Genomic DNA, 21,791 nt, shown 5'->3' with positions numbered 1-21,791 from the left:
GCATGCCGCGCATCGCCTTTCTCGCCTCGCCCGCGCGGCTGGCGCAGGAAAGCCGTGTCCGCCTCGCCGCCCGCTATGGCGATTGTCCGACGGCCGAGGCGGATTTCGTCGTCTCTCTCGGCGGCGACGGCTTCATGCTCGAAACCCTGCACCATCTGATCAGCCATCCGCGCCCGGTCTATGGCATGAATTGTGGCTCGGTCGGGTTTTTGATGAACGCCTATGCCGAGGACGATCTCCCCGCCCGCCTCGCCCGCGCTCAAGCCGCCATCCTCTACCCGCTGCGCATGCACGCGGTCACCATGACCGGCGCGACCGAGGAGGCCCTGGCCTTCAACGAGGTTTCCCTGCTGCGTCAGCTCCGCCAAGCCGCGAAAATCCGCATTTCGATCGACGGGCGCGAACGGCTCGCGGAACTGATCTGCGACGGCGTGCTGATCTCCACCCCAGCCGGCTCGACCGCCTATAACCTCTCCGCCCATGGCCCGATCGTGCCGCTTTCGGCCAATCTTCTGCCGCTCACCCCGATCAGCGCCTTCCGCCCCCGGCGCTGGCGCGGCGCCTTGCTACCGGGGGCGGCGGAAGTGGTGTTCGAGGTGCTGGAAGCGGAAAAACGCCCGGTCGCCGCCGTCGCCGACTTCACCGAAGTTCGCAACGTCGTCTCGGTTGCGGTCAGCGAATACCGCACTGTCGCGACCCAGGTTCTTTTCGACCCCGACCAGGCCCTCTCTGAGCGCATCATCGCCGAGCAATTCACGGTCTGATCAAGCCATTCACAGACGCCTAGATAATTTTGGCCTCGAACGGCGGCAGAAGGTCGGGTGCCTCGAACTCGACCACCCAGAGATCGGGATCGGCGGAAATTTGGCGCGCGATGTAGGCATCGGCGGCGGCTTCGGTGACGCCGTCGGGGCCGGTTGCGCGCAGCCAAGCGCTGGTGCCATCGGCGGCGCGGATCTGCGACAGCACGGAAAGCCCTTTGCTGCCGCGCAAAACCAGGAGAACGCCACCGGCGTCAGGGTCGCCACGACGCACCAGCACCCCCGGCCGGCCGGCCGCCGTGCCGCGGCGGAGCGCCATCTGCACCCAGAACTCCGCCTTGACCCGAGGCTCTCTCATGAACGCCGCCATGAATGCCGCCATGAACGCCGCTTTGGGCCAACCCGCCCCGCTTGGCAAGCGCCCCGCTTGACCATCCCGAGTGCATCGCGGATCAGTGCGCGCGAAGGAGACCAACCGCATGATCGTGGCGCTGATCGTTGCCGCCGGCCGCGGCAGCCGCATGGCCGGGCCGACCCCGAAGCAATACCGCCCCCTCGGCGGCGTGGCGGTGCTGCGCCACACCGTGCTCGCCTTTCACCACCATCCGGCAATCGCCCTGACCCAGGTGGTGATCCATCCCGAGGACGCGCCGCTCTACGCCGAGGCCACCGCCGGGCTCGACCTGCCGCCGGCCGTGTTCGGCGGCGCGACGCGCCAGGAATCGGTCCGCCGCGGGATCGAGGCGATGGCGGCGCGGGCGCCGGACCATATCCTCATCCATGACGCCGTCCGCCCCTTCGTCGCCGCGGCGACGATTGCGGCGGTGATCGCGGCGCTCGCGCGCCATCGCGCGGTGATCGCCGGCTTGCCGGTGGTCGATACGCTCAAGCGTTGCGCCGGCGAGATCGTCACCGAGACTCTAGACCGCGCCGGGGTGTGGCGGGCGCAGACGCCGCAGGGGTTTTGTTTCGCCGACATTCTCGCAGCACACCGGGCGATCGGCGCCGGCGCCGCCGATCTCACCGATGACAGCCTGGTCGCCGAGCGGGCGGGAATCCCGGTCGCGATGGTTCTCGGGCACGAGGATGCGTTCAAAATCACCACCGAGCCCGACCTCGCACGCGCCGAGGCTATACTCCAACGCCGCTTGGTGGAGTCGCATCTCGCGGGTGGTGCTGCTGGTGAGGATTGAACTCACGGCCTCACCCTTACCAAGGGTGTGCTCTACCACTGAGCTACAGCAGCGCCGACGATGATCCGGCCGTCTCCTAAACGCTTGCCGCCACCGGCGCAACCCTTCGGCGCACGTTGATCGCAAGGACGCGACGGTGTGTTTTATCGCCGCCGCCAACGTGACACGGGTGACGGCCCGAAAGACGCACCCTGCGCGGGGATGATTGCCGGCATATCTCGTGATAAGATCGTTTACCGCTGGTCAATAGACCATAACGAGAGATAAAAATTTACTTTTCGCGAATAGGTTGATATAGGCAAGCGCGCTGCGCCCGGCGTTGATCTTGCCGGGCCGGCCTGCGGCGCGAGCCACGATACAACACCCCTGCCGGCGCCCATCGGCAGCGGCGAATGGAGTTTGGGATGCCGGCCGCAACGAATGACGATTGGATCGGCACGAGCGGCGCCTGGAGCGTCGCCGGCAATTGGAGCCTCGGCACACCCGGCAGCGGCGACAATGCCGTTTTCGATACCGGCATCCCGGTTTTCGTCACCTACGCCACCACCGACGCCATCGCCGCGCTCAGCGATCCTGGCGATCCCTATGCCACCCTCGATCTGACCGCCGGCGCGCTCAGCCTCACCGGCGGCACTTGGGATGGCGGCTTCGATCAGGCCGCCGGCAGTCTCGCCCTCGGCGCCGGCACCCTCACCCTCTCCGGCCCGGCGACGCTGGCCGGCGCGATCGCGGGGCCGGGCGTGATTGCCATCACCGGCACCGCCGAAGCCCTCTCCGGCCTTGCCGTCAGCGGCGGCGCGACGCTCGCGGTCAGCGGCGCGCTCGCAAGCGCGGGCGCGATCACCTTGGGCGCCGCGCCTTCGGACGCGAGCGCGATCAGTGTCACTGGCGGCGGCACATTCGTCATCGCTAACCCGACAACGCTGGCGGGCGAAGGCACTGGCGGCGTCTTCAACAGCGGCCTGATCGAGCAATTGGCGAGCGGCACCAGCGATATCGCCGGCGATTTCAGCAATAGCGGCACGCTCGCCATCGCCCATGGCGTGCTCGGTCTTTACGGTGGCACCGACACGCTTGCCGGGACGATCAGCGGCGCCGGCGGCCTCGCGGCATTCGGCGGGGCGCAGGTCGCGATCAGCGCTGGTGCCGTCATCACCGCAGCAACCCTGGAGGCGCTCAATGCCGCGACCACCCTGACCCTCGAAGGCGGGCTCGACTATGGCGGCGCTTTCACCCTCGGGCCGGGCAGCGACCTCCTCTTCGCCGGCGCGGGCGAGACGCTGACGCTCTCGGGTGTTGCGAGCCTCGGCGGGGTGATCGCGGGCACGAGCGCAACGGCGGCGGATCGCGTCAACATCACCGGCGCGGGCGATCTCAACGGCCTGATCCTGAGCGATGCGACGCTCGCCGACACCACGAGCCTCACCATGGACGGGCCGGTGACGCTCGAGGGCGGCGGGGAGGTCGCGATTGCCGCCGGGGCGAGCTTCACCCTTCTCACCAACGCCGCGATCGGCGCCGAAGCCGGCATGGGGACGATCAACAATGCCGGCCTGATCGCGAAAACCGGCGGCGACGGCGCCAGCTACCTCACCGCGAGCCTGAACGATACCGGCACCCTCGCCGCCGATGCCGGTACTCTCGCGCTCGATGGCGGCAGTGCCAGCCTTGGCGGGGCGCTCTCCGGTCAAGGCACCCTCCTTCTCACCGGCGGCGGCAACTTCACCCTCGATAGCGGCGTCGTCGTCACCGTCGCCGACCTTGCCATCACCGGCGCCGGCAGCGAACTCACCCTCGCGACCTCGCTCAGCGATGCCGGCGGCGTCACCCTCGGGACCGGGGCGACGCTCGCGCTCGGCGGCGAAAGCCTCACGCTTTCGGGCAGCGCCATCGCCCTCGATGGCACCCTCGCCGGGCCGGGCACGCTCGCGCTCTCGGGGAGCGCCGATCTCTCTGGCATGGCCCTCGAAGGCGGCACGACTCTCGCGATCGCCGGCATCGCGAGCGTCGACGGGCCGCTCACCCTCGGCACCGCGAGCGGCGGCAGCGAACTCATCGTCGAGGCCGGCGGCTCGCTCACCCTCGCCACGTCATCGGCGATTTCCGGCACCGGCACCCTGGTCAATGACGGGGTGATTACCGGCTGGAACGGGCTCGGCGCGACGACCCTCTCGGCCGCGCTCGACAATCAGGGCACGCTCGCGCTCGACGCCGGCACGCTCGCGCTCACCGGCGCGGTCAGCAATGGCGGCCTTATCAGCGTCGCCGATGGCGCGCTTTCGGTCGCCGGCGGGCTCGGTGGCGGCGGCACGCTGAGCCTCGGCGCCGGCGCCGCGGCAACCCTCGGGGGGGCAGCCTCGGGGACGATCCATTTCGCCGCCGCCGATGCCGCCCTTACCCTCGATGCCCTGGCGTCCGTTGCGGCTACGATCACCGGCTTTGCCGCCGGCGACACCATCGATCTCGCCACGCTCGAAGCGAACGGATTTTCCTATAGCGGCGGCACGCTGACGCTGACGGACGCGACTGGCGGCGGCGCAGCCAGCGTGGTCGGCGCGCTCGCTCTGCCTGGCCTCGGCAGTTCGCCCTCGCTCGCGCTCGCCAATGACGGCGCGAACGGCACCGAGATCCTGCTTTCCCCGGCCAGCACGGTGTTCAGCTATCCCTCGGCGGCGATCACCCTCGATAGCTGGAATTGGTCGAGCGGCGGCTGGCAAACCACGCCCACTAGCAGCGATGACGCCATCATTCCCAATGACGGCAGCACCGCCGAGACCGTCTCGTTCCTCAACAATACCACGGTCGAGGCGCTTGGCGGCGGCAATCTCGTCACCCTCTTGGTCGCCGGCGGCACCCTCGCGGTTGATAGCGGCCTTGCCTGGAACGGCGGCCTCACGGTCGATGGCGGCGAGCTCGATCTCCTCTCCGGCGGCACCATCGGCGGCGGCTTTTCGCTCGCCGCCGGCAATAGCGCCGTCATCAGCGCCAATGCGCTCACGCTCGGCAGCGCCGACATCGCCGGCACCATCAGCGGCGGCGGCACGCTCGATTTCGCCACCGGCGGCGGCACCATCGAAGCCGGCGCCGCGATCACCACTGGCGGCATCGCCATCGCCGATGCGCTGACGCTCGCCGCCTCGCTCTCCTATGCCGGGGATTTCGCCCTCGCCGCCGCCGGCACACTCGCGCTCGGCGGCGAGACCCTGACCCTGAGCGGTGACGCAACGCTCGACGGCACCGTGGCCGGCGCCGGCAGCTTGATCGTCATCGGAACGGGCGATCTTGCCGACGCAATCATCGGCGACAACGCCGGCCTGATCGATAGCGGGACGCTTTTCGATAGCGGCGCCATCACGCTGGGCGCCGGCGGCGCCGGCGACCTTTCGATCACCGCCGGCGCGTTGTTCGACAGCCTCGGCGATAACGCGATCGCCGCCGGCGCCACCGCCGCGATCAGCAATGCCGGGATTTTCGAGAAAACCGGCGGCGCCGGAACCGCGACCATCGCGCCCGCGATCACCAGCACCGGCACCATCCTCGCCACCGATGGCGAATTTCTGTTCACCGGCACGGACAGTTTTTCCGGAACCCTCGGCGGCGCCGGCACCATCGCGCTCGCCGGCAACGCGACGCTGGGGGCAGGTCTTGCGGTCAGCGCCGGCGCTTTCGCGCTCGCGGCCGGCGCCGACGCGACGCTCGCCGGCAACCTCACCCTCGCCGACATCACGACGCTCGCCACCGGCGCGACGCTGACCAACGGCGCCCACACGCTGACGCTTGCCGGCGCTGCGACATTGGCGGGAACCCTCGCCGGCAGCGGCACCATCGCGGTCAGCGGCAGCGCCATCGCCGACGGCCTCACCGTCAGCGGCTCCGAGACGATCGATCTCTCCGGCACCATCACCCAGGACGGCAATATCGAACTCGGCGCCGGGATCAACGATTCGCCGCTGCTCGATATCACCGCCGGCGGCGTTTTTGCGATCAATGCCGACGCCAATATCAACACCGCCGGCACCGATGCCATCGACAATGCCGGCTTGCTCGAAAAAAACGCCGCCAACGGCATCAGCTATCTCTACGGCAATCTCACCAATAGCGGCACCATCGCCGTCCAGCGCGGCACGCTGTCGCTCGCCGCCGGCGCCGCGACGTTGGGCGGCACGCTTACCGGCGCCGGAACGCTCGCGCTGACCGCCGGCGCGGCGGCGACGAGCGGCAATGCGATCAGCTTCTACACGCTAACGCCCGGCGTTTCGCTCTCGGTCGCAGGATTAGGCGTCCTCGGTGCCGCCGAACTCATCGATGCCGCCGGCGGCAGCTATGGCGGGGCATTCACCCTCGCCGGCGGCGGCACGCTCGACCCGGACGGCACCACGCTCACCCTTTCCGGCGCCGCCTCGCTCGATGGCGCGCTCGCCGGGGCCGGCACCGTGATCGTCAGCGGCGACGGGGAAGCGAGCGGGCTTGCGCTTGCCGGCGGCGCGGTTCTCAACGATACCGGCACCTTGCTGCTCGACGGCGCCGCCTCGATCGGCAGCGCGAGCAGCACCGGCCAGCTCCTCGTCGGCGCGGCGGGCACCCTCGAGATCACCGCCGACGCCGCGCTCACCGGCTATAACGCCGGCGCGATCAGCAATGCCGGGCTGGTCGAAAAACTCGCCGGGCTCGGCGTCAGCACGCTCTCCGGCGGCATCAGCAATACCGGCACGCTGCTCGCCGCCCGCGGTACCATCGATGTCACCGGGACGCTCACCAACAACGCGCTGATCGAGGCGGCGGGCGGCACCATCGTGCTCGCCAACAGCCTTGCGGCAACCGGCGCGGGAAGCGGCCTCGCCAAGATCGGCGCCGGCGGTGGCATCGTGCTCGATGGCGCGCTCGCCAGCTCGCAAATCATCGATTTCACCGCCGCCTCGGGCGAGCTTTCGCTCGCATCGCCCGGCCAGGTCTTCGGCGCCATCGAGGGATTCGCGAGCGGCGACGTCATCGATCTCAGCAACACCACCTACAGCACCGGCGACACGCTGAGCTTCACCAACCACACGCTCAGCGTGAGTGACGCCGGTTCGCCGGTCGCGTCCCTCACACTGCAAGGGACCTATAGCGCGAGCCAGTTCCAGCTCGCGAGCGATGGCGCGAGCGGCACCGATATCACCCTCACGCTGCCCTGTTTCGCCAGCGGCACGCGGATCGAAACCCCGGCCGGGCCGGTTCCGGTCGAGGCGCTGGCGGTCGGGGACATGGTTAGACTAGCCGGCGGCGGGACGGCCGCGATCCTCTGGATCGGCTGGCGCGAGATCGATTGCCAGCGCCACAAATACCCCGCCCGCGTGCGCCCGGTGCGCATCACCGCCGGCGCTTTCGGGGAAAGCCTGCCGCGCCGCGATGTCGTGCTTTCCCCCGATCACGCGGTGTTCGTGGACGGCGTGCTGATCCCGATCAAATTCCTCGTCAATGGCCGCACCATCCGCGAGGAAACGGTGTCTTTGGTGCGCTATTTCCATATCGAACTCGCCCACCACGACGTGCTGCTGAGCGAGGGGCTGGCGGTCGAGAGCTATCTCGATACCGGCAATCGCGGCGATTTCGCCAATGCCGCGACGGCGCCGGCGGGGTCAGCGCGCGGCGCCGGGGCGCGCTGCGCGCCGCTTTGCCGCGCGGGAAAGACGCTTGCCGCGATCCATGGCCGCCTCGCGCGCCGGGCTTTTGCCACTCAGCCCCCAGACACCGCGACGGCGCGGAGACCGGCGGCAAGAACCGCGCGCAAATCAGCCAAGGCGAGCGCGATGCAGCCCGCCGTCGGCGCGAAATCGGCGGTCGCGACATGGAGGAAAATCGCCGAGCCGCGTCCCGGGCGCGGCGGATCATCGTTCCAGCCGAGCACGCCGATGATGTCGTAAAGCCCATCAGCGCGCCAAAGTTCCTCATGGCGGGCGGGATGGGGCAGGCGGATCAAGCGATTATAGGCGGGGTCGGCGGGATCGTCGCACCAGCCATCCTCGGGCGCGATCGGCTCGCGCGGCACCACACTCCGCGGGATCGCGACGCGATCGGCGCGATAGAGCACGCGGCGGAGCGGCAAAAACCCGGCCGGTGTCGCGCCATCGCCCTCGACTTTCTCGGCCCGCACGCCGCCCCGCCCGATCGCCGCGCGATATCTTTGCCTCGCGAACCGGAAAACCCCGTCCGGCCCGACCGTCGCAATGCCCTGCTCGCCACTCACGGCGCCTCCTCGTAACGCCGGGCGCGAAGCGCCTGCGCCAGCGTCCCCTCATCGAGGGTCTCGAGAGTGCCGCCCATCGGCAGCCCTTGCGCGAGGCGGCTCACCGCGACCCCGCGCGGGCGAAGCCGATCTGCGAGCCAGTGCATCGTGCTCGCGCCCTCGACGGTTGCCGGCAAGGCAAGAATGATCTCCCTGATCCCGCCCGCCTCGAGGCGGGCGAGCAGCGGCGCGAGGCGCAAATCCTCCGGCCCGACTCCGCCGAGCGCCGAAAGCAGCCCGCCCAACACATGATAGCGGCCACGAAACACCCCGCCCCGCTCCATCGCCCAGAGATCCCCCACCCCTTCGACGACGCAGACGAGACCCGCCTCGCGCCCAGAATCGGCGCAGATCGCGCAAGGATCGACGCTGTCGAGATTGCCGCACACCCGACATTGCCGAACCGCCGCCCCCGCCGCCGCCAAGGCCGCGGCCAGCGGCACAAGACGCGCCTCCGGCTCCCGCAACAGCCACAACGCCGCCCGCCGCGCACTCCGCGGACCAAGCCCGGGAAGCCGCCCAAACAACGCGATCAAACGCTCGATCTCAGGTCCGCCCAAGATCAGAATCCGGAAGAGTTTAGAAAAAATCTTCTTTTTCTGAAGAAAAAGAAGAAAAAAGACTTTTGTCCCGGTTTTTCGGAGCGGCAATTTCCGCGGAAGGGCAGTGTCGCAGGCCCTGCCCAATATGGGAAAGTTTTTTGGTTCTTTTTTTCAAAAAAGAACAATTCTTCTTGCCTTCTAAAACGGCAATTTCATACCAGGCGGCAGGGTGATGCCGCCGGTGAGCGCCTGCATTTCGTTAGCGGTGATGGTTTCGAGGCGGCGTTTGGCGTCAGCGTGGGCGGCGATGATGAGGTCTTCGAGCACTTCCAGCTCGGCGGGGTCGGCGAGTTTAGGGTCGATTTTGAGGGCTTTCATCTCGCCTTTGCCGCTCAGCGTCACCCGCACCATGCCGGCGCCGGACTCGCCCTCGATGTCCATCGCTTCCAGCTTTGCCTGCATGTCTTGCATTTTCTGCTGCATTTGCGAGGCCTGTTTCATCAGGCCGGCGAGATTTTTCATATGTCGAACTCCTCGGGGAAAGTCTCGGTGTCGTCCTCGCCGGGCGCCGGCGCGGGCGCCTCGGCGGGCAGGCCGTAGACGTCGAGGCCAGCGGTATGCACCTCTTCGACGCGGGCGCCGGGGAAGGTGGTCAGGATGGCTTGCACCAGCGGATGGCGGGTGGCTGTCTCGCGCCGCGCCGCCTCCGCTGAGCGCCCTTGTTCGGCGAGCGTCGGCTCGCCGGGCGCGTCCGAAAGCACGATCGTCCAGCGCTGCGCCGTCGCCTCACTGAGCACGGCGGCGAAGCGGGCGGCGAGGTCGCGCGGCAGATCGGCTTCGGGGCGAAGCTCGATCACCGGCGGTGCGTAGCGGACGAGATGGACGCCGTGCAGGAGCTGCGCGTGCAGCGTCGCCTCACGCGCCGCGGCGACCAGTGCCACCGCTTCGCGGAAGCTGCCCGGCAGTCGCGCGGCGATCACGCCACCACCAACCACGGCGCGGGCATTGCCGCCACCGCCGCCGGTGGGCGGCGCGGGTGGCGTGGCCCCCGGCGTTGCGGCCGGCGCGTTCGCGAGGCGCTGGAGAAGTTCGCCCGGCGGCGGCAGATCGGCGACATGGCAGAGCCGGATCAGCACCATCTCCGCCGCCGCCCGCGCATCCGGCGCCTGTTCGACCTCGGCGAGACCTTTAAGCAGCATCTGCCAAGCGCGCGCCAGAACTGGGATCGCAAGCCGGGTTGCGAGGGCTGTGCCGCGCACCCGCTCGGCCTCGGTGAATTCGCTGCTTTCGCGCAAGGCGGGGATCGTCTTGAGCCGGCTCACGGTGTGGACGAGGGCGAGCAGATCCTGCAGCAGGGTCGCGAAATCGGCGCCGAATTCATGGGCGCGGGCGGTGATCGCGAGCATCTCGGCAACCCGCCCGGCGAACACGGCTTCGAAGAGATCGAACACCATCTCGCGATCGGCAAGCCCGAGCATCTCGGCGACGCTGGCGGCGCTGACGCGCCCGCCGGCCGGGGCCTCGGCAATCGCCTGATCGAGGAGCGAAAGCCCGTCGCGCACCGAGCCTTCGGCGGCGCGGGCGATCAGCGCCAGCGCCTCGGGCTCGGCGGTGAAGCCCTCGAGGCCAACGATGCGGGCAAAATGCGAAGCAAGATCGGCCGCCGGCACGCGCCGGAGGTCGAAGCGCTGGCAGCGCGAGAGCACGGTGATCGGCACTTTGCGAAGCTCGGTGGTGGCAAAGACGAATTTCACGTGCGGCGGCGGCTCTTCCAGGGTTTTGAGCAACGCGTTGAAGGCGTTGCGCGACAGCATGTGGACCTCGTCGATGACGAAGACCTTGGTGCGCGCTTGCAGCGGGCGAAAGCGCGTCGCCTCGATGATCTCGCGCACATCATCGACGCCGGTGCGCGAGGCCGCGTCCATTTCCATGACGTCGGGATGGCGGTCGGCGAGGATGGCGCGGCAATCGGCGCAGATGCCGCAGGGATCGGCGGTCGGGCCGCCTTTGCCGTCGGGGCCGGTGCAGTTGAGGGCGCGGGCGATGATGCGCGCGGTCGTGGTTTTGCCGACACCGCGCACGCCGGTCAGCATGAAGGCGTGGGCGACGCGATTTTGCGCGAACGCATTGCGCAAAACCCGGACCATGGTTTCCTGGCCGATCAGATCCTCAAAGCGCGTCGGGCGGTATTTGCGCGCGAGCACCCGATAGGCTGCCGGCGCGGCCTCGGGTAGCGCCTCGCCGAACAGCCCGGGCTCATCAGGGGGTGGCGCCGTGGTCGTGTCGGCGCCGGGGTCATCGAACAGGCCGGACATAAGCGGGGTTTGCCGAGCCGCGGCGGCGGCTTCCCTGACAGGGTTTCGCGGTGGGAGGCCGGATCAACGACCCAGGCGGAAACTCGTTGCGGCTGCTTCCTTCCGGACCTGACCGGGTTGGCGAGGCGCCCGTCCGCCGCCGACCTCCCGCGCCCTTATCGCCCAGCGCCGCCGCCGCGGCAAGGGCTGCGCGGCGCGAGCGCCAGCGCCGCCTTGCCTCGCCGCATAAGAGCCCGGATACTCGCCGCCGGCGAGCAGTGTCGCCGGTGGCCGGGAGAAACGACATGGACAGGAGTGGCTTTCGCGCCTTGGTTGCGCGCGAGGAAGGCGGGCGGCAAAGCGTGGCCCTCGCAACCCTGACGGATGCCGATCTGCCGGCGGCGGATGTCACCGTCGATGTCGAATACTCGTCTTTCAACTACAAGGACGGGTTGGCGCTGGCCGGGCGCAATCGCATTCTGCGCCATTATCCGATCATTCCCGGGATCGATTTCGCCGGCACCGTCGCCCAGTCGGCAAGCCCGCGTTTCCGGCCCGGCGACAAAGTGGTGCTGACCGGCTTCGGGGTCGGGGAAAACTGGTCAGGCGGGTTCGCCGAGCGCGCCCGCGTCAAGAGCGAGTGGCTGGTGGCCTTGCCCGCGGGCCTCGATGCCCGCCAGGCGATGGCGATCGGCACCGCCGGCTTCACCGCCATGCTCGCGGTCATGGCGCTCGAGCGCCATGGCATCGCCAAGGGTGGCGAGGTTTTGGTGACGGGCGCGGCCGGCGGGGTCGGCAGCATCGCCATTCGCCTGCTCTCGAGTCTCGGCTACCGGGTGACGGCGCTCACCGGGCGGGCTAGCGAGCGGGATTTCCTCGAAAGCCTGGGGGCTGGCGCCATTCTCGAGCGCGCCGCCTATCAGGCGCCGGGCAAGCCGCTTCAGGCGGAGCGCTGGCAGGGTGCCGTCGATAGCGTCGGCGGCACCATCCTCGCCAATGTCTTGGCGGCGACCGCTTATGGCGGCGCGGTCGCGGCCTGCGGCCTTGCCGGCGGCGCCGACCTGCCGACCAGCGTGTTCCCGTTCATCCTGCGCGGGGTCGCCCTTCTTGGGATCGAGTCCGTGCAATGCCCGCTGGCGTTGCGCGAGGAGGCCTGGCGGCGACTGGCGCGAGACTTGACGGCGGCCGACCTTGCCGCGGTAACCGAGGAGATCGGCCTCGGCGATCTCCCGGCCCGCGCCGAGGCGATCCTCGCCGGGCAGGTGCGGGGACGCACCGTCGTCAATGTCAGGCAATAACGCGAGGATGGCATGAGCCGCGATTTCGATCCCACGAGCCTTCCGTTCGATACCGCGGCGATGCTCGCCGGCCTTCGCCCCTGGATCGAGTGTGAATCGCCGACCTTCGATGCCAGCGCCGTCAATCGCATGATGGCGCTCGCGAGCCGCGACCTTGCGGTGATGGGGGCGCAGATCGAGCGCATCCCGGGGCGGATGGGGTTCGGCGATTGCGTCCGCGCCCATCTGCCGCACCCGCGCGCCGGCGAACCCGGCATCCTGGTGATGGGCCATCTTGATACCGTCCACCCGGTTGGCACCCTTGCCGCACTCCCCTGGCGCGAGACCGATGGGCGCTGCTATGGCCCCGGCATTCTCGACATGAAGGGCGGCAATTTCCTCGCCCTCGAGGCGCTGCGCCAATTACACCGGGCCGGCGTTGCGACGACGCTGCCGGTCACCGTGTTGTTCACCAGCGACGAGGAGGTGGGGAGCCCGAGCACCCGCGACCTGATCGAGGCGGAGGCCGCCCGCCACCGCTATGTCCTGGTGCCCGAGCCGGGGCGGCGCGACGGCGCCGTCGTCACCGGCCGCTATGCGATCGCGCGTTTTCATCTCGAAGCGGTCGGGCGGCCGAGCCATGCCGGCGCGCGGCTCAAGGAAGGGCGCTCGGCGATCCGCCGCATGGCGCAGAAGCTCATCGAGATCGAGAGCATGACGAACGAGGATTGCACCTTCAGCGTCGGTGTCGTCCATGGCGGGCAATGGGTGAATTGCGTCGCGACCCTCTGCCGCGGCGAGGCGCTCAGCATGGCCAAGCGCCAGGCCGATCTCGACCACGCGGTCTCGCGCATGCTGGCGCTCTCCGACAGCGCCGATGGCGTGACCTTCACCGTCACCCGCGGCGTCACCCGCCCGGTCTGGGAGCCGGATGAAAACACCCTCGCCCTTTATCGCACGGCGCGCGGCATCGCCGAGGCGCTCGGCGTGACGCTCGGCCATGAGAGCGCCGGCGGCGGCTCGGACGCGAATTTTACCGGAGCCCTCGGCATCCCTTCGCTCGACGGGCTCGGCGCGCTCGGCGACGGGCTGCACACGCTCGGCGAATATATCGAGATCGCGAGCCTGACCACACGCGGCCGGTTGCTGGCCGGGCTGCTCGCGACCCTCCCATGAATGCCGCTTCGTTCGGCGATCCTGGCCGCAACCGTCATTGACTCGCGCCCCGCGGGGCGCAATGATCCAGCTTTCCGAGGGGAGCCCCGCGAGGGGGCTGAGATTCCGCCGGCGGTTGGATGCCGCGCCGCGGTGACCCTGTTGACCTGATCCGGATCATGCCGGCGTAGGGACGGAAGCTTGGCAGGTCACATCGCCACCTTCCCTCCCCCGGCGCAAGGGAGAGGATGACGCCATGACCATCGAAGTCAAGCCGAGCACCGTCACCACCGGCCCGATTACCGGCTCGCGAAAAATTTTCTCCGCCCCGCCCGGCCGGCCCGATCTCGCGGTGCCGTTCCGTGAGGTCGTGCTTGGTGGCGATGAGGCGCCGCTACGGCTCTATGATCCGTCCGGCCCCTATACCGATCCCGCGACGCAGATCGACCTCGAGGCCGGGCTGCCGCCGCTCCGCGCTGACTGGCTCGCGAGACGCAAGCTGACGCCGATCGCCGGGCGCGCCGAGAAGCCCGAGGATAATGGCGGCGTCGGCGCCGATCGTTTGGTCCCGCCCTGCCCGGCCCGCCCGGTGCTTTATGCCGGCGATGGCGCGCCGCATGTCACGCAATATGAATTCGCCCGCGCCGGGATCATCACCGAAGAGATGATCTATGTCGCGCATCGGGAAAATCTCGGCCGCGCCGAAGCGCTCGCCGGCGCCGCCGAGCGCCGTGCCGATGGCGAGGATTTTGGCGCGGCCATCCCGGAATTCGTCACCCCGGAATTCGTCCGCGCCGAGATTGCCGCCGGGCGCGCGATCATTCCCGCCAATATCAATCACCCGGAATTGGAGCCGATGATCATCGGCCGCAATTTCCTGGTCAAAGTGAACGCCAATATCGGCAATTCCGCCGTCACCTCGTCCGCCGCCGAAGAAGTCGAAAAACTGGTCTGGGCGATCCGCTGGGGCGCCGATACCGTCATGGATCTCTCGACGGGGCGCAACATTCACAATATCCGCGGCTGGATTCTACGCAATTCGCCTGTCCCCATCGGCACCGTGCCGATCTATCAGGCGCTGGAAAAGGTCGATGGTGAGCCGGAAAAACTCACCTGGGAGGTGTTTCGCGACACCCTGATCGAGCAGGCCGAGCAGGGCGTCGATTATTTCACCATCCATGCCGGGGTGCGTCTCGCCTTTGTGCCGCTGACCGCGCGGCGTGTCACCGGCATCGTCTCGCGCGGCGGCTCGATCATGGCGCGCTGGTGCCTCGCGCATCATCGCGAAAGCTTCCTTTACGAACATTTCGACGAGATCTGCGACATCATGCGCCGCTATGACGTCTCGTTCTCGCTCGGCGATGGCCTGCGCCCGGGTTCGATCGCCGACGCCAACGACGCGGCACAGTTCGCCGAGCTCGAGACTTTGGGCGAGTTGACCAAGATCGCCTGGGCCAAAGGCTGCCAGGTGATGATCGAGGGGCCCGGCCATGTGGCGATGCACAAGATCAAGGTGAATATGGAAAAGCAGCTCGCCGCCTGCGGCGAGGCGCCGTTCTATACCCTCGGCCCGCTCACCACCGATATCGCGCCGGGCTATGACCACATCACGTCGGCGATCGGTGCCGCGATGATCGGCTGGTTCGGCACCGCGATGCTGTGCTACGTGACGCCGAAGGAGCATCTCGGCCTGCCCAATCGCGACGATGTCAAGACTGGTGTCATCACCTACCGCATCGCCGCCCACGCCGCCGATCTCGCCAAAGGCCATCCGAGCGCGAAATTGCGCGACGATGCCGTCTCGCGCGCGCGCTTCGATTTCCGCTGGGAGGATCAGTTCAATCTCGCGCTCGACCCCGATACGGCGCGCGCTTTCCATGACGAGACGCTGCCCAAAGAGGCACACAAGGTCGCGCATTTCTGCTCGATGTGCGGGCCGAAATTCTGCTCGATGCGGATCACCCAGGATCTCCGCGCCGAAGCCGAGCGGCTTTCCGGCATGGCGGCGAAAAGCGAGGAATTCCGCGACCAGGGCGGCGCGCTCTATGTCCCCGCCGCGGCGGCATCGGATAAAGCATGAGCGCGCCGATGACGAGCGGGCGGGTTGCGATCATCGGTGGCGGCATCATCGGGCTCGCGATCGGCTGGCGGCTCGCCCAAGCCGGCGTCGCCGTCGAGATTTTCGAGCGCGGCGAGGCCGGGCGCGGGGCAAGCTTCGCCGCCGCCGGAATGCTCGCCGCCGGCGTCGAAAGCGAGCCCGGCGAAGCCGCACTGTGCGCTTTGACCCGGCACGGCCAGGCGCTGTGGCCGGCTTTCGCCGCAGCCCTGGAAGCCGCGAGCGGGATCGCGGTCGGTCTGCGCGAGGAGGGCACGATCGAGATCGCGCTGACCCGCGATGACGCCGCCCGGCTGCGCCATTCCTTCGATTTCCAACGCCGCCAGGGGGTGGCACTTGAATGGCTGAACGCCGCCGAGGCGCGGGCGCGCGAGCCGCAGCTCGGCCCGCAGCTCGCCGGCGCGGTGTTCAGCCCGCATGACCATCAGGTCGATAACCGGCGCGTGGTGATCGCGCTCCGTGCCGCTTTTCTCGCCGCCGGCGGCCGCCTCCATGAAAGAGACGAGGTCGCGCTGGCGGTGGAGAATGACCGGGCGATCGGGGTGCGGCGCGGCGATGGGACGCTGCATGAAGCCGATCGGGTGGTGCTCGCGGCGGGCGCCTGGTCGGCGGCGGTGGCTGGTCTCCCTGCTTGCGCGCGCCCGGCGGTGCGGCCGATCAAGGGGCAGATGCTGGCGCTCACGATGAACCCGGCGGCGCCGCTGCTCCGCCACGTCCTCTGGACACCGCGGGTCTATCTCGTGCCGCGCGGCGATGGCCGGCTGATCATCGGCGCGACCACCGAGGAGCGCGGGTTCGATGCCAGCCTCACCGCCGGCGGCATTCTCTCGCTGCTCGAAGGCGCCTGGCGGGCGATGCCGGCGATCGAGGAGCTGCCGATCGCCGAAACCTGGGTCGGCTTTCGTCCCGGCTCGCGCGATGACGCGCCGCTCCTCGGCCCCTCGGCGGTCGCGGGGCTGGTGCTCGCGACCGGGCATCACCGCAACGGCATCCTGCTCGCCCCGATCACCGCCGAGCTGATCACCCGCCATCTCATCGAGGGCGTGATCGACCCGGCGATGGCGCCGTTCCTTCCCGACCGCTTCGCCGCCCAGCCGGCGGCGCCCGCCGCGTGATCATGTCTCGCTCGGCCGCTGAAGCGTATCTTCGGGTGAATGGCGAGGCGGCGCCGCTGGTCGCGCGCCTTGCCGATCTGCTCGCCGCCAAGGGTGTCACCGTGCCGCGCGGCACCGCGGTCGCGGTCAATGGCGCCGTCGTGCCGGCGCGGGCTTGGGGCGACGTCGAACTTCACCCCGGCGACGAGATCGAAATCGTGCGGCCGTTCGGCGGAGGCTGAGCATGCATGACGACCCCCTGACCATCGCCGGGAAAATCTTTCCCTCGCGCCTGCTGCTCGGGAGCGGCGGCTATCCCAACCGGCAAGTGCTGCTCGATGCCCTGCGTGAGGGCGCGCCGGCGATGGTGACGGTGGCGATCCGCCGCATCAGCCTCGAAGCCTATGCCGAGAGTCTGATCGATGTGCTGGCGGGGTATGTCCTGCTGCCCAATACCGCCGGCTGCGCCAGCGTGCGCGACGCGCGCCTGACCGCTGAATTGGGCCGGGAAGCCCTGGGAACGGACTGGGTGAAACTCGAGCTGATCGGCGACCGCGAGACGCAATATCCCGATATCGAATTGCTGCTCAAGGCGACCGACGAGCTGGTCCGCGCCGGCTTCACCGTTCTTCCCTATGCCAACGACGATCCGGTAAGCTGCCGCAAGCTCGCCGATCTCGGCGCCGCCGCCGTCATGCCGCTCGGGTCGCCGATTGGCACCGGGCTTGGCATCATCAACCCCTACGCCATCGCCCGAATCGTTGTGACCTGCCCGGTGCCGGTCATTCTCGATGCCGGCATCGGCACCGCCTCCGATGCGGCGCAGGCGATGGAACTTGGCTGCGCCGGCGTGCTGCTCAACAGCGCCGTCGCCGGCGCCGAAGACCCGCCGCGCATGGCGCGCGCCATGCGGCTTGCGGTCGAGGCGGGCTATTGCGCCCATCGCGCCGGGCGCATCCCAAAACGCACCCAGGCCGAGCCCTCGAGCCCGCAGCTCGGCCTCGTCGGCGGCGGCTGAGCGGAGGCATCTGTGGCCCTCCCGCTCTAGCGCGGGATCATGCCGCCGAGTTCGTCTTCGATATGGATGCGGATGATGTCATCAAAGCTCGTTTCGGCGCGAAAGCCGAGGGCGAGCGCGCGTTTGGGGTCAAAGCGCGTTGGCCAGCCGGCGACGATCGCGGCGATGGCGGGATCGGGCTCACGGCGGATCAGGCGCACGGCTTTCTCTCCGGCGACCCGGCCGAGGGCCGCGATCTGCTCGCCGACCGTCGCTGAAAGCCCCGGCATGGAAAGATTGCGCCGTGCCCCGAGCGGCGCGAGATCGATCGTTGCCGCATGGATCAGGAACGAGACCGCGGCGCGCGGGCTGGCATGCCAATGGCGCACCTCGTCCGAGACCGGCAGAACCGCCTCCATCCCGACCAGTGGCTCACGCAAAATGCCGGAGAAAAAGCCCGAGGCCGCCTTGTTCGGCTTGCCCGGGCGGATGCAGATGGTGGGAAGCCGAATGCCGATGCCATCGAAAATGCCGCGGCGTGAATAATCCGCAAGCAGCAATTCGCCGATCGCTTTTTGCGTCCCATAACTGGTCAGCGGCGTGGTGAAGAAATCATCCGGAATTGGGTCGGGAAACGGTGCCCCGAACACCGCGATCGAGGAGGTGAAGACGACGCGCGGCGAATAGGGGGATTTTTGTCCCTCTGCCCGGATCGCTTCGAACAATGCCCGCGTGCCATCGAGATTGACGCGATAGCCCTTGTCGAAATCCGCTTCCGCCTCGCCCGAGACGATGGCGGCGAGATGGAAGATGACATCGGGCCGCTTGGCGATGGCGGCCTCGGCGGCGCCGGAAAGGGCGAGATCGGCGGCCCAGGCGTCGATCGCGCCGGCGAACCCGGCGGGCTTTTCCGGCATCATGATATCGGTGAGCGAAAGCCGCGCAATCTCGCGCCCGGCGAGGATTTTCTCGTGCGCGAGCCGCAGGGCGAGCTTGCGCCCGATCATCCCCCCGGCGCCAGTGATCAGAACATGCATCGCGGCTCTCCTCCCCTGTCATCGCCTGCCCGGCATCAGTGGCCGCGACGCGCGCCGGCGTCAATCCTTCGTCTTCGCGGCCGACGCCGTCGGCGCTATGATGGCGGTGAAACCGAGGGAGGCAGGCGATGTCCGCAACCGATTTCGCGCTGGCGAAAAACGCCGCCAATTACGTGCCGCTGTCACCGCTCAGCTTTCTTGCCCGCACCGCCGCGGTCTATCCGGATCGTCTCGCCGTCGTGCATGGAAAGCGGCGTTTCACCTGGGCGGAAACCGCGGCGCGTTGCGCGCGCTTCGCCTCCTCGCTCGCCGCGCGCGGGATCGGGCGGGGCGATGTCGTTGCGGTGATGGCGCCCAATATCCCGGCTCTCTTTGAGGCGCATTTTGGTGTGCCGCTCGCGGGCGCGGTCTTGAACGCCATCAACACGCGCCTCGACGCCGCCACCATCGCCTTCATTCTCGCCCATAGCGAGGCGAAAATACTGCTCGCCGATGTCGAATACGCCACGACCATCGAAGCCGCGATCGCGCTGCTGCCGGCGCATGCGAGGCCGCTGGTCATCGATATCGTCGATGGCGATGGCGGGCCGCGGATCGGTGCGATCGACTATGAGGCCTTCCTCGCCGCGGGCGATCCCGCATTCGCCCATACGCTGCCCGACGATGAATGGGACGCGATCAGCCTCAATTACACTTCCGGCACCACCGGCAACCCCAAGGGCGTCGTCTATCACCATCGTGGCGCCTATCTCAATGCGCTCGGCAATATCGTCACCTGGGGGATGGCGCAGCATCCCGTCTATCTCTGGACCTTGCCGATGTTTCATTGCAACGGCTGGTGTTTTCCATGGACGGTGACGGCGCTGGCCGGAACCCACGTCTGCTTGCGCCGCGTCGAGGCGCGGGCGATGTATGATGCCATCGCCGATGCCGGCGTCACCCATCTTTGCGGCGCGCCGATCGTGATGAATCTTCTGCTGCACGCCCCCGCGGCCGAGCGGCGTGATTTCGGCGGCCGCCGGATCGCGATGATGACGGCGGCGGCGCCGCCGCCGGCCGCTGTTATCGAGGGGATGGAGCGGCTCGGCTTCACGATCACCCATGTCTATGGCCTTACCGAGGTCTATGGCCCGGTGACGGTGTGCGCCTGGCAGGAGGCCTGGGCCGATCTGCCGCCCGCCGAACAAGCGCGGATGAAGGCGCGCCAGGGCGTGCCTTATCCGGTGTTCGAGGCGGTCATGGTCGCCGATCCCGCAACCCTCGCGCCGGTCGCGAAAGATGGCGCGGCGATGGGCGAGGTATTCATGCGCGGCAATATCGTGATGAAAGGCTATTTCAAGAACCCGAAAGCGACCGAGGAGGCTTTCGCCGGCGGCTGGTTCCATACCGGTGATCTCGGCGTCTGGCACGCGGACGGCTATATCGAACTCAAGGACCGCTCGAAAGACATCATCATTTCGGGCGGCGAGAATATTTCCACGATCGAGATCGAATCGGTGCTGCATCGCCACCCTGCGGTGCTGGATGCGGCAGTGGTCGCGAAACCTGATGAGACATGGGGCGAGACGCCGTGTGCCTTCGTCACCCTCAAGCCCGACGCCACCGTGACCGAAGCGGAAATCATCGCCTTCTGCCGCGCCCACCTCGCCCATTTCAAGGCGCCGCGCCATGTCGTGTTCGGGCCGCTGCCAAAAACCTCAACCGGGAAGACGCAGAAATTCGTCCTTCGCGAACGCGCCAAGGAGATGTAACTGCGATCAGCGCTTTCGCTGATTAGGTTTCCTCCGGCGCGGGTTCGTCTGCCCCGCGCGGCCCTTCCGGGGTTGGCGCGTTGGCATTGTCTTTGCGGTGGAGGATTGCAAAGACGGTGGGGACGAAGAGCAGGGTGGAGACGGTGGCAAACAGCAGGCCGCCGACAACAGCGCGGCCGAGCGGGGCGTTTTGTTCGCCGCCATCGCCAAGCCCGAGCGACATCGGGATCATGCCGATGACCATCGCCGAGGCCGTCATCAAGACCGGGCGCAGCCGCACGAAGCCGGCTTCGAGCGCCGCTTGTGTGGAGTTCATCCCCTCCGCCAACTGCTCGCGGGCAAACGCCACCACCAGAATCGAGTTGGCGGTCGCGACCCCCATGCACATGATCGCGCCCGTCAGCGCTGGCACCGAAAGCGGGGTCCCCGTCATAAACAACATCCAGACGATGCCGGCGATCGCCGCCGGCAGCGCGGTGATGATGATGAAGGGATCGAGCCAGGACTGAAAATTGACGACGAGCAAGAGATAGATCAGCACCACCGAGCCGATCAGGCCGGCAAAGAGCTGGGCATAGGCGGTGTTCATGGTATCCACCTGCCCGCGCACCGCAACCGCGACACCCGGCGGGCGGTATCTCATGTTGGCGGCGATGACGCGATAAATATCGCGCGACACGCCGCCGAGATCACGCCCTTGCACGGAGGCAAAAATCTCTTCCATCGGCTGAACATTGTAGTGCGAGACCAGCCCGGGCCGGCCGAGGGCTTTGATCGAGGCGAGCGCGCCGAGAATCTGCACGGTTTTACTCGATGTTTTGAACGTGCCGGGCTTTGAGATCGGCATGTTCATGAGATCGTTGATGCTACTGATGCGATATTGCGGCGTCTGGCCGACCAGGAAATAGGTGATACCGGTTTTGTAGTCGAGATAAAAACTCGGGCTGACCTGCATGTTGGAATAAAGCGAGGTCAACATCGAATTGGTGACATCGGCCTCGGTCAGGCCGACCAGCATCGCATAGCTGCGATCGACATCGACCTGAAACGTCGGATAATTGAAGGGCTGCGCGAGATGGGTATCGACCAGGCCAGGCACCCGCACCAGGTCGCGATAGAGCCGCAAGGCGAAGCGGTAATCGTCGTCGAGATCGGGGCCGGTGACCTGGATATCGATCGGCGATGGGCGGCCGAAATTGAGGATCTGCGTGTTCATGTCAGCGGGCATGAAATAAAACGTCGTGCCCGGAAAATGCAGCGGCAATTGGCGCCGCAAATAGGCGACATAATCGGCGGTCGGGCCGTGATG

Annotated in this window: 16 protein-coding genes, 1 tRNA gene, 1 other RNA gene, 1 pseudogene and 1 riboswitch; of the genes and pseudogenes, 10 read left to right on the top strand and 9 right to left on the bottom strand. The window is 68.0% G+C overall.

Features of this window, described 5'->3' with window-relative positions; all coding sequences use genetic code 11:
- The first annotated feature begins 2 nt into the window (after window positions 1-2).
- Window positions 3-764, top strand: coding sequence for an NAD kinase (locus ACP5M5_RS09490; protein ID WP_427936892.1), 762 nt, complete (start codon window positions 3-5; stop codon window positions 762-764).
- Between the two features lie 19 nt (window positions 765-783).
- Here ACP5M5_RS09490 and ACP5M5_RS09485 read toward each other — a convergent pair whose 3' ends face one another.
- The gene (locus ACP5M5_RS09485) at window positions 784-1,119 is read right to left on the bottom strand and encodes a DUF1491 family protein (RefSeq protein ID WP_427936890.1); all 336 of its coding nucleotides are present in this window, start codon (window positions 1,117-1,119) and stop codon (window positions 784-786) included.
- Between the two features lie 121 nt (window positions 1,120-1,240).
- Between ACP5M5_RS09485 and ispD the strand changes: the two genes are divergently transcribed.
- Window positions 1,241-1,954: a 2-C-methyl-D-erythritol 4-phosphate cytidylyltransferase gene (ispD, locus tag ACP5M5_RS09480; protein ID WP_427936889.1), complete on the top strand. Its 714-nt coding sequence runs from the start codon at window positions 1,241-1,243 to the stop codon at window positions 1,952-1,954.
- Here the strand turns inward: ispD and ACP5M5_RS09475 are convergent.
- Window positions 1,933-2,007: transfer RNA gene (locus ACP5M5_RS09475), tRNA-Thr, on the bottom strand. The two genes, ispD and ACP5M5_RS09475, sit on opposite strands and share 22 nt — an antisense overlap.
- A 339-nt stretch (window positions 2,008-2,346) precedes the next feature.
- Here ACP5M5_RS09475 and ACP5M5_RS09470 point away from each other — a divergent pair.
- Window positions 2,347-7,515 (top strand): annotated as a pseudogene (locus tag ACP5M5_RS09470) (Hint domain-containing protein); the annotation flags it as partial.
- A gap of 155 nt (window positions 7,516-7,670) precedes the next feature.
- Here ACP5M5_RS09470 and ACP5M5_RS09465 read toward each other — a convergent pair.
- The 5 genes from ACP5M5_RS09465 to ffs all read right to left on the bottom strand — a co-directional run bounded on the left by ACP5M5_RS09465 (window position 7,671) and on the right by ffs (window position 11,224).
- Window positions 7,671-8,162, bottom strand: a complete 492-nt coding sequence (locus ACP5M5_RS09465) for a L,D-transpeptidase family protein (RefSeq protein WP_427936905.1) — start codon at window positions 8,160-8,162, stop codon at window positions 7,671-7,673.
- A 14-nt stretch (window positions 8,163-8,176) separates the two neighbouring features.
- Window positions 8,177-8,779 (bottom strand): recombination mediator RecR, encoded by a 603-nt coding sequence (recR, locus tag ACP5M5_RS09460; RefSeq protein ID WP_427936887.1) that lies wholly within the window; start codon window positions 8,777-8,779, stop codon window positions 8,177-8,179.
- A gap of 180 nt (window positions 8,780-8,959) precedes the next feature.
- Entirely contained in the window at window positions 8,960-9,283 is a 324-nt protein-coding gene (locus ACP5M5_RS09455) for a YbaB/EbfC family nucleoid-associated protein (RefSeq protein WP_427936885.1), read from the bottom strand.
- Complete coding sequence (locus ACP5M5_RS09450; RefSeq protein WP_427936883.1) at window positions 9,280-11,076, bottom strand: DNA polymerase III subunit gamma/tau; 1,797 nt, start codon at window positions 11,074-11,076, stop codon at window positions 9,280-9,282. The genes ACP5M5_RS09455 and ACP5M5_RS09450 overlap by 4 nt, the downstream gene beginning before the upstream one ends.
- A gap of 50 nt (window positions 11,077-11,126) precedes the next feature.
- Window positions 11,127-11,224, bottom strand: an RNA gene (ffs, locus tag ACP5M5_RS09445) — signal recognition particle sRNA small type.
- Between the two features lie 136 nt (window positions 11,225-11,360).
- On the opposite strand from ffs, the gene ACP5M5_RS09440 reads away from it, so the two are divergent.
- The 6 genes from ACP5M5_RS09440 to ACP5M5_RS09415 all read left to right on the top strand — a co-directional run bounded on the left by ACP5M5_RS09440 (window position 11,361) and on the right by ACP5M5_RS09415 (window position 17,715).
- Window positions 11,361-12,353 carry an MDR family oxidoreductase gene (locus ACP5M5_RS09440; protein ID WP_427936881.1) on the top strand — a complete coding sequence of 331 codons (993 nt, stop codon included), beginning with the start codon at window positions 11,361-11,363 and terminating at the stop codon, window positions 12,351-12,353.
- A 12-nt stretch (window positions 12,354-12,365) separates the two neighbouring features.
- Window positions 12,366-13,508, top strand: coding sequence for a M20/M25/M40 family metallo-hydrolase (locus ACP5M5_RS09435; RefSeq protein WP_427936880.1), 1,143 nt, complete (start codon window positions 12,366-12,368; stop codon window positions 13,506-13,508).
- 67 nt (window positions 13,509-13,575) lie between these two features.
- A riboswitch (TPP riboswitch) is annotated at window positions 13,576-13,698 on the top strand.
- 45 nt (window positions 13,699-13,743) lie between these two features.
- Window positions 13,744-15,567: a phosphomethylpyrimidine synthase ThiC gene (gene thiC / locus ACP5M5_RS09430; protein WP_427936879.1), complete on the top strand. Its 1,824-nt coding sequence runs from the start codon at window positions 13,744-13,746 to the stop codon at window positions 15,565-15,567.
- Window positions 15,564-16,718: a glycine oxidase ThiO gene (gene thiO, locus ACP5M5_RS09425; protein ID WP_427936878.1), complete on the top strand. Its 1,155-nt coding sequence runs from the start codon at window positions 15,564-15,566 to the stop codon at window positions 16,716-16,718. The genes thiC and thiO overlap by 4 nt, the downstream gene beginning before the upstream one ends.
- 2 nt (window positions 16,719-16,720) lie before the next feature.
- Window positions 16,721-16,939, top strand: coding sequence for a sulfur carrier protein ThiS (thiS, locus tag ACP5M5_RS09420; RefSeq protein ID WP_114913492.1), 219 nt, complete (start codon window positions 16,721-16,723; stop codon window positions 16,937-16,939).
- Between the two features lie 2 nt (window positions 16,940-16,941).
- Window positions 16,942-17,715 (top strand): thiazole synthase, encoded by a 774-nt coding sequence (locus ACP5M5_RS09415; protein ID WP_427936875.1) that lies wholly within the window; start codon window positions 16,942-16,944, stop codon window positions 17,713-17,715.
- 26 nt (window positions 17,716-17,741) lie between these two features.
- Here the strand turns inward: ACP5M5_RS09415 and denD are convergent, their stop codons facing one another.
- The gene (denD, locus tag ACP5M5_RS09410; RefSeq protein WP_427936874.1) at window positions 17,742-18,731 is read right to left on the bottom strand and encodes a D-erythronate dehydrogenase; all 990 of its coding nucleotides are present in this window, start codon (window positions 18,729-18,731) and stop codon (window positions 17,742-17,744) included.
- 128 nt (window positions 18,732-18,859) lie between these two features.
- Here denD and ACP5M5_RS09405 point away from each other — a divergent pair, with 128 nt between their 5' ends.
- Window positions 18,860-20,482: an acyl-CoA synthetase gene (locus ACP5M5_RS09405; protein ID WP_427936873.1), complete on the top strand. Its 1,623-nt coding sequence runs from the start codon at window positions 18,860-18,862 to the stop codon at window positions 20,480-20,482.
- A gap of 22 nt (window positions 20,483-20,504) precedes the next feature.
- Here ACP5M5_RS09405 and ACP5M5_RS09400 read toward each other — a convergent pair.
- Window positions 20,505-21,791: efflux RND transporter permease subunit (locus tag ACP5M5_RS09400; RefSeq protein WP_427936871.1), on the bottom strand; the 1,287-nt coding region annotated here is incomplete at its 5' end.

It is taken from the genome of Acidibrevibacterium sp. (assembly GCF_049965395.1).
GTDB lineage: Bacteria > Pseudomonadota > Alphaproteobacteria > Acetobacterales > Acetobacteraceae > Acidibrevibacterium > Acidibrevibacterium fodinaquatile.
The sequence above is the reverse complement of the archived record's forward strand: the minus strand, read 5'-3'. Positions and strand labels throughout refer to the sequence as shown.

Excerpts from the sequence above, each read along its gene's own strand:
- ACP5M5_RS09490 (WP_427936892.1), top strand. The coding sequence starts at position 3 with ATGCCGCGCATCGCCTTTCTCGCCTCGCCCGCGCGGCTGGCGCAGGAA.
- ACP5M5_RS09485 (WP_427936890.1), bottom strand. The coding sequence starts at position 1,119 with ATGAGAGAGCCTCGGGTCAAGGCGGAGTTCTGGGTGCAGATGGCGCTC.
- ispD (WP_427936889.1), top strand. The coding sequence starts at position 1,241 with ATGATCGTGGCGCTGATCGTTGCCGCCGGCCGCGGCAGCCGCATGGCC.
- ACP5M5_RS09455 (WP_427936885.1), bottom strand. The coding sequence starts at position 9,283 with ATGAAAAATCTCGCCGGCCTGATGAAACAGGCCTCGCAAATGCAGCAG.
- ACP5M5_RS09450 (WP_427936883.1), bottom strand. The coding sequence starts at position 11,076 with ATGTCCGGCCTGTTCGATGACCCCGGCGCCGACACGACCACGGCGCCA.
- ACP5M5_RS09440 (WP_427936881.1), top strand. The coding sequence starts at position 11,361 with ATGGACAGGAGTGGCTTTCGCGCCTTGGTTGCGCGCGAGGAAGGCGGG.
- ACP5M5_RS09435 (WP_427936880.1), top strand. The coding sequence starts at position 12,366 with ATGAGCCGCGATTTCGATCCCACGAGCCTTCCGTTCGATACCGCGGCG.
- thiC (WP_427936879.1), top strand. The coding sequence starts at position 13,744 with ATGACCATCGAAGTCAAGCCGAGCACCGTCACCACCGGCCCGATTACC.
- thiO (WP_427936878.1), top strand. The coding sequence starts at position 15,564 with ATGAGCGCGCCGATGACGAGCGGGCGGGTTGCGATCATCGGTGGCGGC.
- thiS (WP_114913492.1), top strand. The coding sequence starts at position 16,721 with ATGTCTCGCTCGGCCGCTGAAGCGTATCTTCGGGTGAATGGCGAGGCG.
- ACP5M5_RS09415 (WP_427936875.1), top strand. The coding sequence starts at position 16,942 with ATGCATGACGACCCCCTGACCATCGCCGGGAAAATCTTTCCCTCGCGC.
- denD (WP_427936874.1), bottom strand. The coding sequence starts at position 18,731 with ATGCATGTTCTGATCACTGGCGCCGGGGGGATGATCGGGCGCAAGCTC.
- ACP5M5_RS09405 (WP_427936873.1), top strand. The coding sequence starts at position 18,860 with ATGTCCGCAACCGATTTCGCGCTGGCGAAAAACGCCGCCAATTACGTG.